Origin of the sequence: Leptolyngbya subtilissima AS-A7 (assembly GCF_039962255.1) — a bacterium.
GTDB lineage: Bacteria > Cyanobacteriota > Cyanobacteriia > Phormidesmidales > Phormidesmidaceae > Nodosilinea.
In genome coordinates this window covers 55890-68928 of the sequence record NZ_JAMPKY010000012.1, presented here as the reverse complement: position 1 = coordinate 68928, position 13039 = coordinate 55890, and the positions used below count along the sequence as shown (strand labels likewise).

The window sequence follows — 13039 nt, the reverse complement described above, 5'->3', positions numbered from 1 at the left end:
AAAGGAAGGAGCATAACTCCTTCCTCAGCTTTGAAATTGTTGGGGTTTAGCTTAAGACAAGCTTAGACTTCCTCAAGACGGGCGTAGAAAACGCCCTGAACCTTGATGTCTACTGGCTCAGCAGTGCCCATGTCGGTATCAGAGGGCTGCTCTGCTTCAAAGGTGCCGCCAATTTCGCCAGTGGCGCTGTCGATCTTAGACACTCGCAGGGAGATATGACCCTGACCGACGTCAAAGGATTTCACATTTTCCTTCTCATACTCTTCGCTGTCACCGCTGCCGGGTAGCGCTACGGCGCTGTCATAGCCAGTGGCTAGACCGCGGCCTTTGGGGTCGAGGAAGTTAGAGGTGCGGTAGGAGGGCACTGAATAGTCACCCTCAAAGTCGATAGAGCTGTTTAGAGCGCTTTGCCCCGGCTGGGACTTAGCAGTCAGCCCTTTGACGGTAAACAGGAAAGGCTCTTGCTGACCACCGGGAAGCTGAACGGTAATAGCCTGGAAATCCATGCCGCCGGTCTCAGAGAACAGCAGACTACCGTCAGAATCTACAGTCAGATCGCCGCGTACCTGGTCTAGGCTCGAGGTGTAGCGAGTTAGCACCTTGCCGGGCACATAGGTCGCCTCTTGGCGCTTGGAGGCTTCTTCCTTCACAAAGTAGGCGGTGGGCTCAATGCACATGCCTACGAGTTCATAGGTTTTGCCACTGTCAAGGGCAATGCTGCCTCGGGTCATTTCTGAAAGCTGGGGGCACTTATTGGCCAGGCCAGTGTTACGAATTTGGTCATAGGTTAGCGGCACACTACTGGTGGCACTGGGCGCTTCGCTACAGGCTGTCAGTACACTCAGGCAGATGGCCAAGAACGCAACTAAGAGGGCGCGATACCTCATGGTCTACCTCAAAATTTAGTATGTAAAAGGCGCTGTCAAACTACTCAAATAATGCGACAGCCGTCAGCTCTGGGCTGCTATGGCGCTGGCCAGATAGCCCTGGCGCGAAACCATGGCGAACAACTTAAATTTTGCTCGCTAGCCCGGCAACAACGCTGGGCCTGCCCTCAGCCAGTAAAGCCTCAAGTAAGCATTCTACATGGCTCTGGGACTCTTTCCTAGAAGATCGGGTCGGTACTGTCGAGGTGCTGGTATCTTGGGGTAAACCCAGTTGGGCTAAGGGTTTCAGAGTTAAGGCTAAATCAGAGCTTCACCCGTGCTGATGCTGGTTTTGACAACCCAACCGCTAACGTTAAGCTATCTAACAAAATCTCTAGCTAGACCCATGACTGACTACCCGCCCGGCGATCGCAGCGACAGTCTATCCAAAGATTTGAGCCAGCTGTCTGACCTCATCGATCAGGCTGCCCTGGGTCGCAAGGGCAACAGTACCGATTTGCTGGCCCTGCTGCGGCTCCTAGAGCGGTGTCACCGCGACATCTGCGAAACTCTTTTTTATGAGGCGCTGCCCGACAACCGCCAGCACCTCTATGCGCTGCTAAGAGATATCGAAATCAACGGCGGCTGGCCCTACATTCAACGGATGAAGCTTCAGGCGCTGTTGGCTAACCTGCCCGACTTCGATTTTGATACCTTCTCCCCCTCAATGGTGCTTCCCCTAGAGGAGGATCGGTTCCCGGGGGAAGAAAAGTAAACGGTACTGCCCGGGCATGGGAGCTACAGGTGTTTTGGGCAGAAAGAGAATGTGCAGTCCGACCAGGACTCTTTTGCTAAGTCAATTAATCTAGTGTCTCCATCTGGGCTGCCTACCACAACTAGTGGTAAGCTGAGCCAATTTCGATATTGTGGCTGGCGTTGGGTGCTCAGAGAGCACTGGCCTAAACTGACTACTCCCTAGGGTCACTTTGTGGTTTAAACGCTACCTTGGCTTTCGGCACAACTCCTTTTTCGTCGCACCTATGGTTAGTCATTCTTTTACAGCTCGGCTCCGTAGTTCGCTGCAGTGGGTGGCTAAACCACTGCTAGTGCCGAGCTTGGCTCTAGCCGCTGGATTGGCTAGTTTGGGATTGCTGCCGGGTAGCAGTATGGAGCGAGCGCTAGCACTCAACGCCTATTGCCAAGTCACCCAAGAGGCTGCTCTAGCTAAAGAAAATTTGCGCAAAGCTGCCCTGGAGGGTGATAGTGCGGCCCAGCAGCAGTACGAGGCCATGGTGCGTCAGCACACGGAGGACCTGCGCCAGTGTCGCAGCCGCACCTGGCCCCAGCGCCAAGCAGTGTGGGTGCGCCTTTACCCCTGCGACCTGCAGCCCGGCATTCTCGATGCCCTATTCGATCGCATCGTAAATCTCGGCTACAACGAGGTCTATGTGGAAGCCTTCTATGGTGGGCAGGTGCTGCTGCCCCAGGGCGACAACCCTACTGTGTGGCCCTCGGTGGTGCAATCCCCTGGCTACGAGCGCCGCGACCTACTGGCTGAATCGATTGAGTCGGGTCGCCAGCGAGGGCTGCGAGTTGATGCTTGGGTGTTTGCCCTGAATTTTGGTTATTCCTACGGGTTGCGGAGCGATCGCGAGCAGGTGCTAGCCCTCAATGGTCGCGGCCAAACCACCTATACCTACGCCAAAGCCGGGGATTCTAGCAACCCTGACGAGGTCTTTGTTGACCCCTACAATACTCAGGCCCAGGATGACTACAGCCGGTTACTGGGGGCGATACTGCGGCGACAGCCTGACGGTGTGTTATTCGACTATGTGCGATACCCTCGGGGTGTTGGCTCCAACTCCGTGGCCGACAGCGTTGACGACCTCTGGATCTATGGTCAGGCCTCGCGAGATGCGCTGTTTCGCCGGGCGGTGAACCAGCAGGGGCAAGAGCTGATTCGCCGCTACATCAGCCGGGGTCACCTGGTCGATCGCGATATTCAAGAGGTGCGCGACCTCTACCCCAACGAGGCCGAACCGCTGTGGCAGAGCCGTACCCCATCCCCGCCGCTGCAAGCGGGTCAGGCGCCGCCTACTCCAGCCAGCTTGCGCCCCCAACTGAATGCTGAACTCTGGCAGTTGAGTGTGGCCCACGCCGTGCAGGGGGTCGTGGATTTTGTGAAGGTCGCTGGGGAACAGGTGCAGCGCAGTGGCATTCAATCCGGAGCGGTGTTCTTCCCAGAGGGCAACCAAACGGTGGGTACCGGTGGCTACGACTCGCGCCTGCAATATTGGGAGCGCTTTCCCACCTGGATGACCTGGCACCCAATGGCCTACGCGGTGTGCGGCAACACGGGCTGTATTTTGGATGGGATACGTCGGGTGCAGACGATGATTCCTAGCGGCACCTCCCCCACTGTGACTCCAGCATTGGCCGGCATTTGGGGGCAGGCTACCTACAACCGACCGGCTTTAGAAACGCAGATGGAAGCGCTGCGGCGATCGAATCCTGAAATTACCTCAGTGAGCCACTTTGCTTACTCCTGGCAAGACCCTGAGTTCGATCGCGTCAGAAAGTTCTGTTCGCTCCAGTAAGCTAAGCGTCTAGGGTTCAGGATTTAAGGTTTACGACCGGCCTTAAACCCTGAAGCTTGAACCCTCACCAACCGGTCACCTCGGGCTTGGCAGACTAATAGTCTTAGTCTTTAACACGTTGGACGGTGCATGGCGGAAACCTCGGGCTTTCTGTATTCTTGAGGTTTCTTCGACTTATCTACCTTGACCCATGGAAGAGCCACAGCCGCAGTCTGGCCCGGTTACTCTGGTGATCTCAGAGGTGGTTGAACCCAGCAAGGTCGATGCCTACGAAGCTTGGACGAAGGGCATCAATCACGATGCTAGGCAGTTTGAAGGCTTTTTGGGGGTTGAGATTATTCGCCCCCGCGACCACACTCACCCCGAGTACGTAGTGATTATCAAGTTCGAGAGCTACGATCGCCTGCGCCGCTGGCTAATATCGCCCACCTACCGCGCCTGGATGGATCAATCCTATGGACTGATTGCGGCGCGATCGCAGCAGCAGCTTCCCAGCGGTCTAGAGCTATGGTTTACGCTGCCCAAAGCACGCCTCGGCATGACAGCGCCACTGCCCTCGCCCCCTTACTACAAACAGGTAGTGCTGGGTGTCTTGGCAGTTTACCCGCTAATTTTGCTGGCCAATCGACTGCTGGGACCGCTGCTGGGGGGGCTGCCGCCACTGCTGGGCCTGCTCATTTCGGTGATTTTTGTCTCAGCTTTGCTGACCTATCCCGTAATGCCGTGGCTCAGTAAAGGCTTAGAGTTTTGGCTTTATCCCACAGGGCGAAGGTAGAGGGGTGTAGAAAAAGAACGAAGATAGAAGAGCAAAAAATGGAAAAGAATGCTTAATTCAATAAACTGGATTTTGCAATTACTTGTTTTTGGGAGGTCAAGAAATACTCACATATTTGATGAATAAAACTGTTTTTCTTGCCTAAGCTTACTCCCGCTGCAACACGAAAAAGAACGGGCATTCCATACCCTTCAAATCCATTAAGCCTAGCACCGTGCGATCATCCACCTTGCGAAAGATATCGTTAATTGGGAGACTGTCATAAATCATCGTTGCGGTCTCCTTACCCCGATAGGTGACTGGGCGAAGTCGCGCACAGGATTGATTAGTGGAAAACAAAAAAAGGCTAGCCTGAAAAATACTTCCTATCGCCTCTGACTTTGGAATTGGCAATCGATCAATCCAGCTAACTAGTGGCAACATCCAAATTGGATTGACGCTGGCTGTGTTGCCATCTGCGGTCTTAAAGACAAGTGGGTGAACGTGCTCTGTGGTCTCAAACCGTTTGCCGTGCCAGTGATAGGCTTCGAGAGCACCATCGAGAGGATGATCGGTAAGAAAGCTTGCCCCCCGCCATGAGCCAATCATGTCACTGACAGCAACGGTCTCAAGACTGTCAAAAATATCTAGGGCCTCAGCAGTGGTTACTTTGCCAATGGCAAGAGCTTCAGAAAAAGTTTTCATGGCGGCGATCGCTAAGAGTACAGCGGCTAGAGCAATGACTATTTCAGTTAAACGTAAGCGTACGCCCAATGCCATCGCAATTAAGGTGCATATTTAAGCAAAACTCAAGCCTAAATACTACCGAAAGACGCCCCATCCAATAGGATGGTGTCTTTAAGGTTCAACTTATTACTAATGAGAGAATCTGCCAAAACGTAGAGCAGATAACACTGACTCTGAACCGAAACGGTGTTAAAGATCCAGCAAGTCCAGAGTACTCAGTTGCCACCCATCATTTTAATTTTGTCGCTGATTGGATAAGTTGGGAGGCAGTGTCACGTCTTGTAAAAGTGGCTGCAATCCTTCAGCAATGCGATCTGCTAAAATCCTCTGCCCAGCTTGGTTAGGATGAATTTGATCGTATAGATAACGCGGATCGTTTAGACCTTCCAAAATCCCAGGAATAAGATGGGCTTGAGTATCATCTGCTACTCGCTGATACAACCCTTCGTAGCCGCTACTAAAAGAGCTGATATCCATACCTAATATCACTACAATGGCTCCTGCTTGTTGCAGGCGGGTCACAATTTGCCGCAGGTTTGCCTCGGTTTTGGCAGGTGGAACTTGCCTGAGGTAGTCGTTGCCGCCTAGCCCGACAATGACTAACCAAGGATCAGCTTCTATGACATCTTGCTGTAAACGATTTAGCGCGGCTTCCGTGGTGTCGCCACTTCTGCCCTGGTTGACAACGGGTAAGTCTAAGGTTTGACTGAGCAAGTTTGGGTAGGCAGCCTCAGGGCCAATGCCAAACCCTGCTGTGATGCTATCGCCTAGCGCGATGATTTGCGTTCCGCTGCCCCGGCGCAGGTTGTTGGCATCTTCGCTCAAAGTTTCGCTGGTTTCGCTGAGAGTATTGGTACCAGATTGGTCGATAGCGGGTAATTGAGGGTTATTGCACGCGGTCAGAAGTAGCAACCCGCTAAAGCTTAGACTCATTAACTTGGCTTTAAACGTCTTGCTCATCAAGAAAGTTTAGGTTGTCTGAGTACACCATAATGCTCTTTGAGGGTTTGTGGGGGCAGCCGCGATCGCACCAAACAGTTATCTCTCCAGCATCATTATCTCCGCTAGCCCTAATACTGCTCTAGCCCAAAGGGGTAATTCTGCCTGATCGATGAGGGCTTGCGCTCCCTAAGCCTGTTTGAGAGCGTGATGGATAGAAACAGGGGCGCGATCGCTGGGCCTATATCTTGCCGAGATTTGATAGGCCCAGCGATCCGTCTACTACCTCTTCTCTAGAGCGTTGGCTTGCTCTTGATTGGTGACAATACTACCTGGTGGAACTATAGTGCCGTCGGCCAAGGTTACATCGACTACGACCGCCTTATTGCCAATGGTGACATCGTTGCCAACCGTTGAGCGGAAAAGAATAGCGTCGTCTTCAATGGTTAGCCCATTTTTGCCATCGCTTGCCCAGCTAGCCAGCCGGTGGTCCAGGCGTTTTGGAAGTTGAAGCCGCCTGTGATGCCGTCGACGTTGAGAATTTCTCCCGCCAGGTATAGCCCTGGGCAGCGGCGGCTCTCTAGGGTCTTGAAGTTGACCTCAGGCAGGGGAATGCCGCCACAGGTGACAAATTCGTCTTTGAAAACGCCTTTGCCTGCAATCGTATACTGCCCTCGGGTTAGCTCCGTCACCAGGGCTTGCAGCTGCCCCTTCGACAGGTCAGCCCAGTTTAGTTGGGTGGTCAACTTGGCCCGGTGCTGAACCAAGTACTGCCACAGCCGCCGCGATAGTTCTGGAAACGGCGAAAACGCCGCCACCTGTCGTTTGCCCTGCTCTTGCTTGAGGCTCGTTAGCTTTTGCCGCACTTGGTCTTGCTTGAGGGCCGGGAGCCAGTTCACTGTCAGCGTCGCTCGGTAGCGCTGACCGTGTAGCCCCACCGCCCCGTAGGCCGAGAGCTTGAGCACGGCTGGGCCACTCAGGCCCCAGTGGGTAATCAGCAGTGGCCCGCTCTGGGTGAGTACCGGGGAATTTTCCAACGCCAGGCTGAGGTGAACAGTCTCGACCGAAACCCCGGCCAGGTCGTGCAGGGCCGGGTCAGGGACGTTGAACGTAAATAGTGAGGGCACGGGCGGCACCAGGTCGTGCCCGAGTTTGAGGGCCAGGCGATAGCCGCCGGGGCTGCTGCCCGTAGCCAGCAGCAGGCGATCGCAGTGCCACTCGGCCCCAGCCCGGGTCGTCAGCCAAAAGCCATCGTCGTCGTGGTGAATTTGGGCGATCGCCTGGCTGGTGTGAATTTTGATGCCCAGTCGTCGGGCTTCTCCCAGCAGGCAGTCGACGATGGTGCCCGAGTCGTCGGTGGTCGGAAACATGCGGCCATCGGCCTCCGTTTTGAGCCGCACCCCCCGCTGCTCAAACCAGGCCACCGTGTCCTGGGGCTGAAAGCGGCTAAAGGGACCGCGCAGAGCATTGCTGCCGCGCGGGTAGTGGTTAACCAGCACCGCTGGCTCAAAGCAGGAGTGGGTGACGTTGCAGCGCCCACCGCCGGAAATTCTCACCTTGGCCAGGGGTTCGCGCCCCGCCTCAAAAATGTGGATGGACTGGCCAGGGTTGGCTTCGGCGTAGGCGATCGCCCCAAACAGCCCCGCCGCCCCGGCCCCGACCACAATTACGGTCACGCGGTGGACTGAACCCGACATCCCAAAACCCTCATCCCTCACGGCAGGCTCCCCGGCAGGTAGACGCTGGAACTGATCGCTCCCTGACGCTGAGCGCGGCGGTAGAGAATCTCCAGCTTGCCCCCCGCTTCTAGAATAAATGCCCTCTGGCGACGGTATAGCCCCTGAAACAGGTTCGTTAGCAGCAGCGCCACCAGAGCTACCACCAGCCCCGCCGCCGTCGAGATCAGGGCCTCGCTTACCCCAGCGGTTACGCCGCTGGCCGCTGGACCACCGGTATCGCCCAGGCGCAGGGTCGAGAATGTTTGCATCAGGCCTAGCACCGTCCCGAGCAACCCCAGCAGCGGTGCCACCCCCACCACGGTTTCAAACAGGGTCTGGAATCGCTTCAGCACTGGCAGTTCGGCCTGGGCAGCACTCTCTAGAGCCAAGCGAAACTCTTCGGGAGTGGCATCGCCCAGGGTGAGGGCGGACAGAAAGATGCGGGCAATGGGTAACTGCTGGTGCTGCTTGAGCTTAGCGATCGCCCGCTGCGGGTTTTGGCTAAAGGTGCTCAGCACCTGGGGCACCAACCCCTGTTGCTGACGGCCAATTTGCAGCCAGAACCAGCCTCGCTCTATGGCAAAGGTCAGGGTCAGCAGCGAAAACAGCAGCAGCGGCCACATAACAACGCCCCCCGCCGCAAACCAGTTACCCATAGCGCCGATGCCCTAACCCAAGAACCCAACTATGATACTGGCCTTGGTAGGTTTACGGTTCAAGGTGCAGGGTACGAGGCCACCCCTTGAACCGTAAACCTAAAACCCCGAACCTCTCTGCCCCTACATCGTGCCGGGGAAATGCTCGATCTGGGCGTAGCCGCTAAACACCAGCTGTTTGCCCTGGGTTTCTAAGCGGTTGACCCGCAGCAGCACCCCGTCAAGGTTAAAGCGCTCTAGGTCGACCATACGGTTGAGCACCTCCGCAAAGCCCTTAGTCAGGGTCTCCGAGATCGAGGTCAGCGATTCGGGAACGCCCTCGGGCAAAAATTCTGCGTTGGCAAAAATAATTCGCCGCCGCTTTTCGACCGTGACCTGGGCCGACATTTGAATGGGCACATCCTTGTGGTTGGGCAAATCGGTCTTAGCCGTAATCTTGACGCCCTGGTCAGGCAGCAGCGTGATGTTGATATCCCGGAAAGTGACCGGATCGCCCCCCGAGAGCGAGGTGACCGCCTCATCAGTCACCCCTTCAAGGTGCTGGCGCACCAGCTCGGCCTCAAAGGAGCGGTTGATGGCGTCTTCGTTTAAGGTCACCTGGGCTACTGCCTGGGTGGGCTGGCGCAAGCGAATTTTGCCGCCGATCGCTGAGCCGACGTCTATCGACACTGTATCGGTCTCAAACATCATCTCGGCGGCCTCAAATTCTTTGCGAATCACAAGGCCGCGCCCTTCCATCCGAAAGCTGTCGATGGTGCCCTGAAGAAGCTTGCTAGAGGGAGAGCAGCGCACCGACACTTCCACAGCATCGCTGCGGCTAAACAGGTGACGCAGCGACTGGGTAGCCACAGAGTTAATCATCCTTTCGCCAAAGTCATTGGATCCTTTGGACTGAAACCCGGTAAAGCCACCAAACATAGAGGTTATTACCAACCTAATTCCCCTTATGTTGTAACAAAATATGAAGCCCATTGACAGAGGACTTTGCTAATGGCACCCATTGTGAATGCTGATGAGCCCGCTTTAAGCGGCTAGCACTGGGCTTTCTAGAGTCCGGTCGGGCTCCTTCAAGGTGGTACCAATGCCCCCTGATTTAGCCAAGCGTCTTCCCAGAGCTGCCGCAATGGGGTCAAGGCTGCGAGCCAGTGCAACCATCTCCTCTAGGGTAAGGGCTTGGCGCGCATCTGACACCGATTCGTCGGGTGCCGGGTGGCACTCGACGATCAGCCCGTCGGCCCCAGCCGCGATCGCCGCCCGCGCCAGATTGGGCACCAGCTCCCGCTTACCGGCCGCGTGGCTGGGGTCTACCATCACCGGCAGATGGGTGAGTTGTTTCAATGCTACCACCGCCCCCAGGTCCAATACGTTGCGGGTGTAGGTATCAAAGCTGCGAATGCCCCGCTCGCAGAGAATCACATTGGGGTTGCCGTGGCTGAGAATATATTCCGCCGCCATAACAAATTCTTCAATCGTGGCGGCTAGCCCGCGCTTGAGTAGCACCGGCTTGTCGATACGGCCCAGAGCCTTGAGCAGGTCAAAGTTCTGCATGTTGCGGCTGCCCACCTGCAACACGTCTACGTGGGCCACCATCGATGGAATTTGATCCATCGCCATCACCTCGGAGATCACCGGCATCTGAAACTGCTGCCGGATGTCGTCCAGAATGCGCAGGCCGGCTTCCCCCATGCCCTGGAAGGCGTAGGGTGACGTGCGCGGCTTGAAGACCCCGCCGCGCAGCGCCTGAACGGGGGTAGGGGCCAGATGGCGGGCTACCTGCTCCATCTGCTCGGCGCTTTCGACGGCGCAGGGGCCGCCCACTATCAGCAGGGTGTCACCGCCAATAGTGATGGTATCGGTGAGAGCCACTACCGAGCGGTGCTCAAGGCTTGATTTACGGGTCAAAACAGCATCTTTCATAGTGAAAAAAAGTGGGATAAAGAACGGGGCGATCGCAGCAGAAAACAAAAAACCCGAAGCTTGTGGCTCCGGGTCAGGTAAAGGGCATAGGAGAACCTATCACCACAAGCCTGACCCGGTGGTGTAAAAAAATCCGTAGTACCAATTGGTGGTGAAAGTTTGCATAGCGGCTAAAGAGAACAGGGCTAACGAATTAAACCAAAAAACAAAACCGCAGAGGGTAAGCTCCACGGTTCACAAGGTTGGCAACACAAAAGGTGCTCACGACCTGTGAACCGACGGCTGCCACCAAAAATAAAATGCTCTTACGGACGCGATCATGGTTGCGGGTGAACTGAAACGTATTTGCAATCTAACAGGGCTGCTGGGGAGCGTCAACCGGGGCGAGGGAATTTAGCTCTGCTCAGCCCAAAGGCGTCGGCAGGTCTCCAGTTTAAGTTCGTGGATTTCTCGGAGTACATCCTCAAGGGATAAACCTAGGATGAAGACACTCGGCCTGCATGAAGCAATTGTGAAGACAGGTCCCCCATTGCCACTATCACCGCCTCAAACTGCCATTAGGGAAATCACCATGATCTGGGAACTTTGCGTTCGCTACGCCAACGGCCGAGAAACCGTTTTAGACGTATTTCAAAGTCAGGCAATTGCTCAAAACCAAGTCGACAAGCTCTACGCCGAGGGATACCCCATGCACTTTGCCTACTTTGTTAGACCGAAATGCGCAACATAGAAATATTCCGTAGAGACGCGATCAAGCACGTCTCTACTGCAGAATCTCACACGGTCATAATGTCTTTCTCTTTAGCTGCTAAGGCTTCGTCGAGCTGAGCGATATATTTATCAGTGAGCTTTTGAATTTCATCCTGGGCATCGCGCGACTCGTCTTCGGAAATGTCGCTGGCCTTTTCTAGCTTTTTGATGGCGTCGATGCCGTTGCGGCGCTGGTTGCGAATGGAGACGCGCCCTTCTTCAGCTACTTTGCCCGCTGTTTTGACAAACTCTTTGCGGCGCTCGCTGGTCAAAGGCGGAATGTTGAGGCGAATTACCCGGCCGTCGTTGTTGGGAGTCAGGCCCACGTCAGATAGCGAGATCGCTTTTTCGATGGTGGTTAGGCTGCTGGCGTCGTAGGGCTGAATCATCAGCGTGGTGGAGTCGGGGATGGAGATGTTGGCCATCTGCTTGAGGGGAGTCTGGGCACCGTAGTAATCGATTTCAATGCGGTCGAGCAGCGAGGCGTTGGCGCGCCCGGTGCGAATAGTGTTGAAGTTGTTCTGAGTCGCCCTAATAGACTTCTGCATCTGGTCTTCGGTCTCGAGCAAAATATCGTCAACTGACATCACAAGACTCTCCTACAATCGTGCCGATAGATTCGCCCATTAGCGCCCGCTTGATGTTCCCAGGCACCGACAGGTCAAATACCATGATAGGGATGTTGTTGTCCTTACAGAGGGCGATCGCGGTGCTGTCCATCACTTTTAGATCGTTTTGCAGCACATACCCGTAGGTGAGGGTGCGAAAGCGCTTGGCGTTAGGGTTAATTTTAGGATCAGAATCGTAGACGCCGTCAACCTTGGTTGCTTTGAACACCACCTCGGCGTTGATCTCCGCCGCCCGCAGCGCGGCAGTAGTGTCGGTAGTAAAGAAGGGATTGCCGGAGCCTGCCCCAAAAATAACCACCCGGTTTTTCTCCAGGTGGCGAATGGCGCGGCGGCGAATGTAGGGCTCGGCGACCTCCTGCATGGCGATCGCCGTCTGCACCCGGGTCGGCACCCCCATGCGCTCCAGCGAGTCTTGCAGGGTCATGGCGTTCATTACCGTGGCAATCATACCGATGTAGTCAGCGGTAGCCCGATCCATCCCAGCGGCCGAGCCTTTAATGCCGCGAAAGATGTTGCCGGCACCCACCACCACGGCGATTTCGATGTCTTCTTTAATCACCTCGGCAATTTCGGTGGCGATGGTTTCTACTACGTTAGGATCGATGCCATAATCCATGTCGCCCATGAGGGCTTCACCGCTAAGTTTTAGCAGCACTCGCTTATAAGGTTTATCCATAGGAAGTTGGTGTAGTAAGGTCTAGAAGTCCCACACCACTATACTTGCTTCCCCTGCCATGATGGCTACTGCGCTTGTGCAAATTGGACTGGTAGCCGCCTGGCTGGCAGTAGTTGGGGGAGTGGCTGAAGGGGTGCGTCGCACCGGCCGCTTCGCTACCGAAATTACCCGGAAAATCGTCCATATTGGGGCAGGTCACGTGATTTTGCTAGCCTGGTGGCTTCATACTCCTGCTTGGATGGGTATAACGGCCTCAGTCGTGTTTAGTGGCGTGGCGCTGCTGTCGTACCGGCTGCCGATTTTGCCGGGGGTTGACGGTGTTGGTCGCAACAGTTTAGGTACTTTTTTTTACGCTGTCAGCATTGGGGTACTGACGGCGGTTTTCTGGCCCTTGGGTCTACCGCAGTACGCTGCCCTCGGCATTTTGGTCATGACCTGGGGAGATGGTTTGGCCGCCTTGGTGGGGCAAAACTTTGGCCGCCATCCCTACAAGATTTTTGGTAACCAGAAGAGCTGGGAGGGCAGTTTGACCATGGCCCTGGCTAGCTTGCTGGTGGTCTTGCTGGTGCTGGGGCTGACAGCGGGGTTCACCGGGGCGGTGTGGGCAACGGCCGTGGTGGTGGCGATCGCTGCCACCCTGCTAGAAACGCTCTCTTTCTATGGCCTCGACAACCTTACGGTGCCGTTGGGGAGTGCAGCCCTAGCCTATGGACTGATGAGTTGGATGGGTTAAGGGCGTGGGTGAGCCGACGCCAACTTGGATATCGTCAGGGCAATTGGCACTTCGTAA

At 55.5% G+C, this 13039-nt stretch carries 14 protein-coding genes; 5 read left to right on the top strand and 9 right to left on the bottom strand.

The window, feature by feature from the left end; all coding sequences use genetic code 11:
• Window positions 1-62: 62 nt before the first annotated feature.
• Complete coding sequence (gene psbO / locus NC979_RS22820) at window positions 63-887, bottom strand: photosystem II manganese-stabilizing polypeptide (protein ID WP_190519794.1); 825 nt, start codon at window positions 885-887, stop codon at window positions 63-65.
• A 385-nt stretch (window positions 888-1272) separates the two neighbouring features.
• On the opposite strand from psbO, the gene NC979_RS22815 reads away from it, so the two are divergent.
• The 3 genes from NC979_RS22815 to NC979_RS22805 all read left to right on the top strand — a co-directional run bounded on the left by NC979_RS22815 (window position 1273) and on the right by NC979_RS22805 (window position 4238).
• Entirely contained in the window at window positions 1273-1641 is a 369-nt protein-coding gene (locus NC979_RS22815; protein WP_242024038.1) for a hypothetical protein, read from the top strand.
• 265 nt (window positions 1642-1906) lie between these two features.
• On the top strand, window positions 1907-3463 hold the full coding sequence (locus NC979_RS22810; RefSeq protein WP_190519792.1) for a glycoside hydrolase family protein: 1557 nt from the start codon (window positions 1907-1909) through the stop codon (window positions 3461-3463).
• 190 nt (window positions 3464-3653) lie between these two features.
• Window positions 3654-4238 carry an antibiotic biosynthesis monooxygenase gene (locus NC979_RS22805; RefSeq protein ID WP_190519790.1) on the top strand — a complete coding sequence of 195 codons (585 nt, stop codon included), beginning with the start codon at window positions 3654-3656 and terminating at the stop codon, window positions 4236-4238.
• A gap of 147 nt (window positions 4239-4385) precedes the next feature.
• On the opposite strand, the gene NC979_RS22800 is transcribed toward NC979_RS22805, so the two are convergent.
• The 6 genes from NC979_RS22800 to aroF all read right to left on the bottom strand — a co-directional run bounded on the left by NC979_RS22800 (window position 4386) and on the right by aroF (window position 10194).
• Window positions 4386-4997: a DUF4334 domain-containing protein gene (locus NC979_RS22800; protein WP_242024037.1), complete on the bottom strand. Its 612-nt coding sequence runs from the start codon at window positions 4995-4997 to the stop codon at window positions 4386-4388.
• A 201-nt stretch (window positions 4998-5198) separates the two neighbouring features.
• Window positions 5199-5924 carry a GDSL-type esterase/lipase family protein gene (locus tag NC979_RS22795; RefSeq protein WP_199308865.1) on the bottom strand — a complete coding sequence of 242 codons (726 nt, stop codon included), beginning with the start codon at window positions 5922-5924 and terminating at the stop codon, window positions 5199-5201.
• 425 nt (window positions 5925-6349) lie between these two features.
• Window positions 6350-7600, bottom strand: a complete 1251-nt coding sequence (locus tag NC979_RS22790; RefSeq protein ID WP_190519788.1) for a BaiN/RdsA family NAD(P)/FAD-dependent oxidoreductase — start codon at window positions 7598-7600, stop codon at window positions 6350-6352.
• A 17-nt stretch (window positions 7601-7617) separates the two neighbouring features.
• The gene (locus tag NC979_RS22785; protein ID WP_190519786.1) at window positions 7618-8277 is read right to left on the bottom strand and encodes a MotA/TolQ/ExbB proton channel family protein; all 660 of its coding nucleotides are present in this window, start codon (window positions 8275-8277) and stop codon (window positions 7618-7620) included.
• Window positions 8278-8400: 123 nt separating this feature from the next.
• Complete coding sequence (locus tag NC979_RS22780) at window positions 8401-9195, bottom strand: LmeA family phospholipid-binding protein (RefSeq protein ID WP_190520090.1); 795 nt, start codon at window positions 9193-9195, stop codon at window positions 8401-8403.
• Between the two features lie 105 nt (window positions 9196-9300).
• The gene (aroF, locus tag NC979_RS22775) at window positions 9301-10194 is read right to left on the bottom strand and encodes a 3-deoxy-7-phosphoheptulonate synthase (RefSeq protein ID WP_190519784.1); all 894 of its coding nucleotides are present in this window, start codon (window positions 10192-10194) and stop codon (window positions 9301-9303) included.
• A 571-nt stretch (window positions 10195-10765) separates the two neighbouring features.
• On the opposite strand from aroF, the gene NC979_RS22770 reads away from it, so the two are divergent.
• Window positions 10766-10924, top strand: a complete 159-nt coding sequence (locus NC979_RS22770; RefSeq protein WP_190519782.1) for a family 2 glycosyl transferase — start codon at window positions 10766-10768, stop codon at window positions 10922-10924.
• A 46-nt stretch (window positions 10925-10970) separates the two neighbouring features.
• Here the strand turns inward: NC979_RS22770 and frr are convergent, their stop codons facing one another.
• Both frr and pyrH read right to left on the bottom strand, forming a co-directional pair.
• Window positions 10971-11531, bottom strand: coding sequence for a ribosome recycling factor (gene frr / locus NC979_RS22765; RefSeq protein WP_190519780.1), 561 nt, complete (start codon window positions 11529-11531; stop codon window positions 10971-10973).
• Window positions 11521-12249, bottom strand: coding sequence for a UMP kinase (gene pyrH / locus NC979_RS22760; protein WP_190519778.1), 729 nt, complete (start codon window positions 12247-12249; stop codon window positions 11521-11523). The genes frr and pyrH overlap by 11 nt, the downstream gene beginning before the upstream one ends.
• 61 nt (window positions 12250-12310) lie before the next feature.
• Between pyrH and NC979_RS22755 the strand changes: the two genes are divergently transcribed.
• A complete protein-coding gene (locus tag NC979_RS22755) occupies window positions 12311-12982 on the top strand; it encodes a diacylglycerol/polyprenol kinase family protein (protein ID WP_431191109.1) in 672 nt (223 codons plus the stop codon).
• Window positions 12983-13039: the final 57 nt, after the last annotated feature.

Bases quoted from the DNA above. Each gene is read 5' to 3' on its own strand.
- psbO (WP_190519794.1), bottom strand. From the start codon at position 887: ATGAGGTATCGCGCCCTCTTAGTTGCGTTCTTGGCCATCTGCCTGAGT.
- NC979_RS22815 (WP_242024038.1), top strand. From the start codon at position 1,273: ATGACTGACTACCCGCCCGGCGATCGCAGCGACAGTCTATCCAAAGAT.
- NC979_RS22810 (WP_190519792.1), top strand. From the start codon at position 1,907: ATGGTTAGTCATTCTTTTACAGCTCGGCTCCGTAGTTCGCTGCAGTGG.
- NC979_RS22805 (WP_190519790.1), top strand. From the start codon at position 3,654: ATGGAAGAGCCACAGCCGCAGTCTGGCCCGGTTACTCTGGTGATCTCA.
- NC979_RS22800 (WP_242024037.1), bottom strand. From the start codon at position 4,997: ATGGCATTGGGCGTACGCTTACGTTTAACTGAAATAGTCATTGCTCTA.
- NC979_RS22795 (WP_199308865.1), bottom strand. From the start codon at position 5,924: ATGAGCAAGACGTTTAAAGCCAAGTTAATGAGTCTAAGCTTTAGCGGG.
- NC979_RS22790 (WP_190519788.1), bottom strand. From the start codon at position 7,600: ATGTCGGGTTCAGTCCACCGCGTGACCGTAATTGTGGTCGGGGCCGGG.
- NC979_RS22785 (WP_190519786.1), bottom strand. From the start codon at position 8,277: ATGGGTAACTGGTTTGCGGCGGGGGGCGTTGTTATGTGGCCGCTGCTG.
- NC979_RS22780 (WP_190520090.1), bottom strand. From the start codon at position 9,195: ATGTTTGGTGGCTTTACCGGGTTTCAGTCCAAAGGATCCAATGACTTT.
- aroF (WP_190519784.1), bottom strand. From the start codon at position 10,194: ATGAAAGATGCTGTTTTGACCCGTAAATCAAGCCTTGAGCACCGCTCG.
- NC979_RS22770 (WP_190519782.1), top strand. From the start codon at position 10,766: ATGATCTGGGAACTTTGCGTTCGCTACGCCAACGGCCGAGAAACCGTT.
- frr (WP_190519780.1), bottom strand. From the start codon at position 11,531: ATGTCAGTTGACGATATTTTGCTCGAGACCGAAGACCAGATGCAGAAG.
- pyrH (WP_190519778.1), bottom strand. From the start codon at position 12,249: ATGGATAAACCTTATAAGCGAGTGCTGCTAAAACTTAGCGGTGAAGCC.
- NC979_RS22755 (WP_431191109.1), top strand. From the start codon at position 12,311: ATGGCTACTGCGCTTGTGCAAATTGGACTGGTAGCCGCCTGGCTGGCA.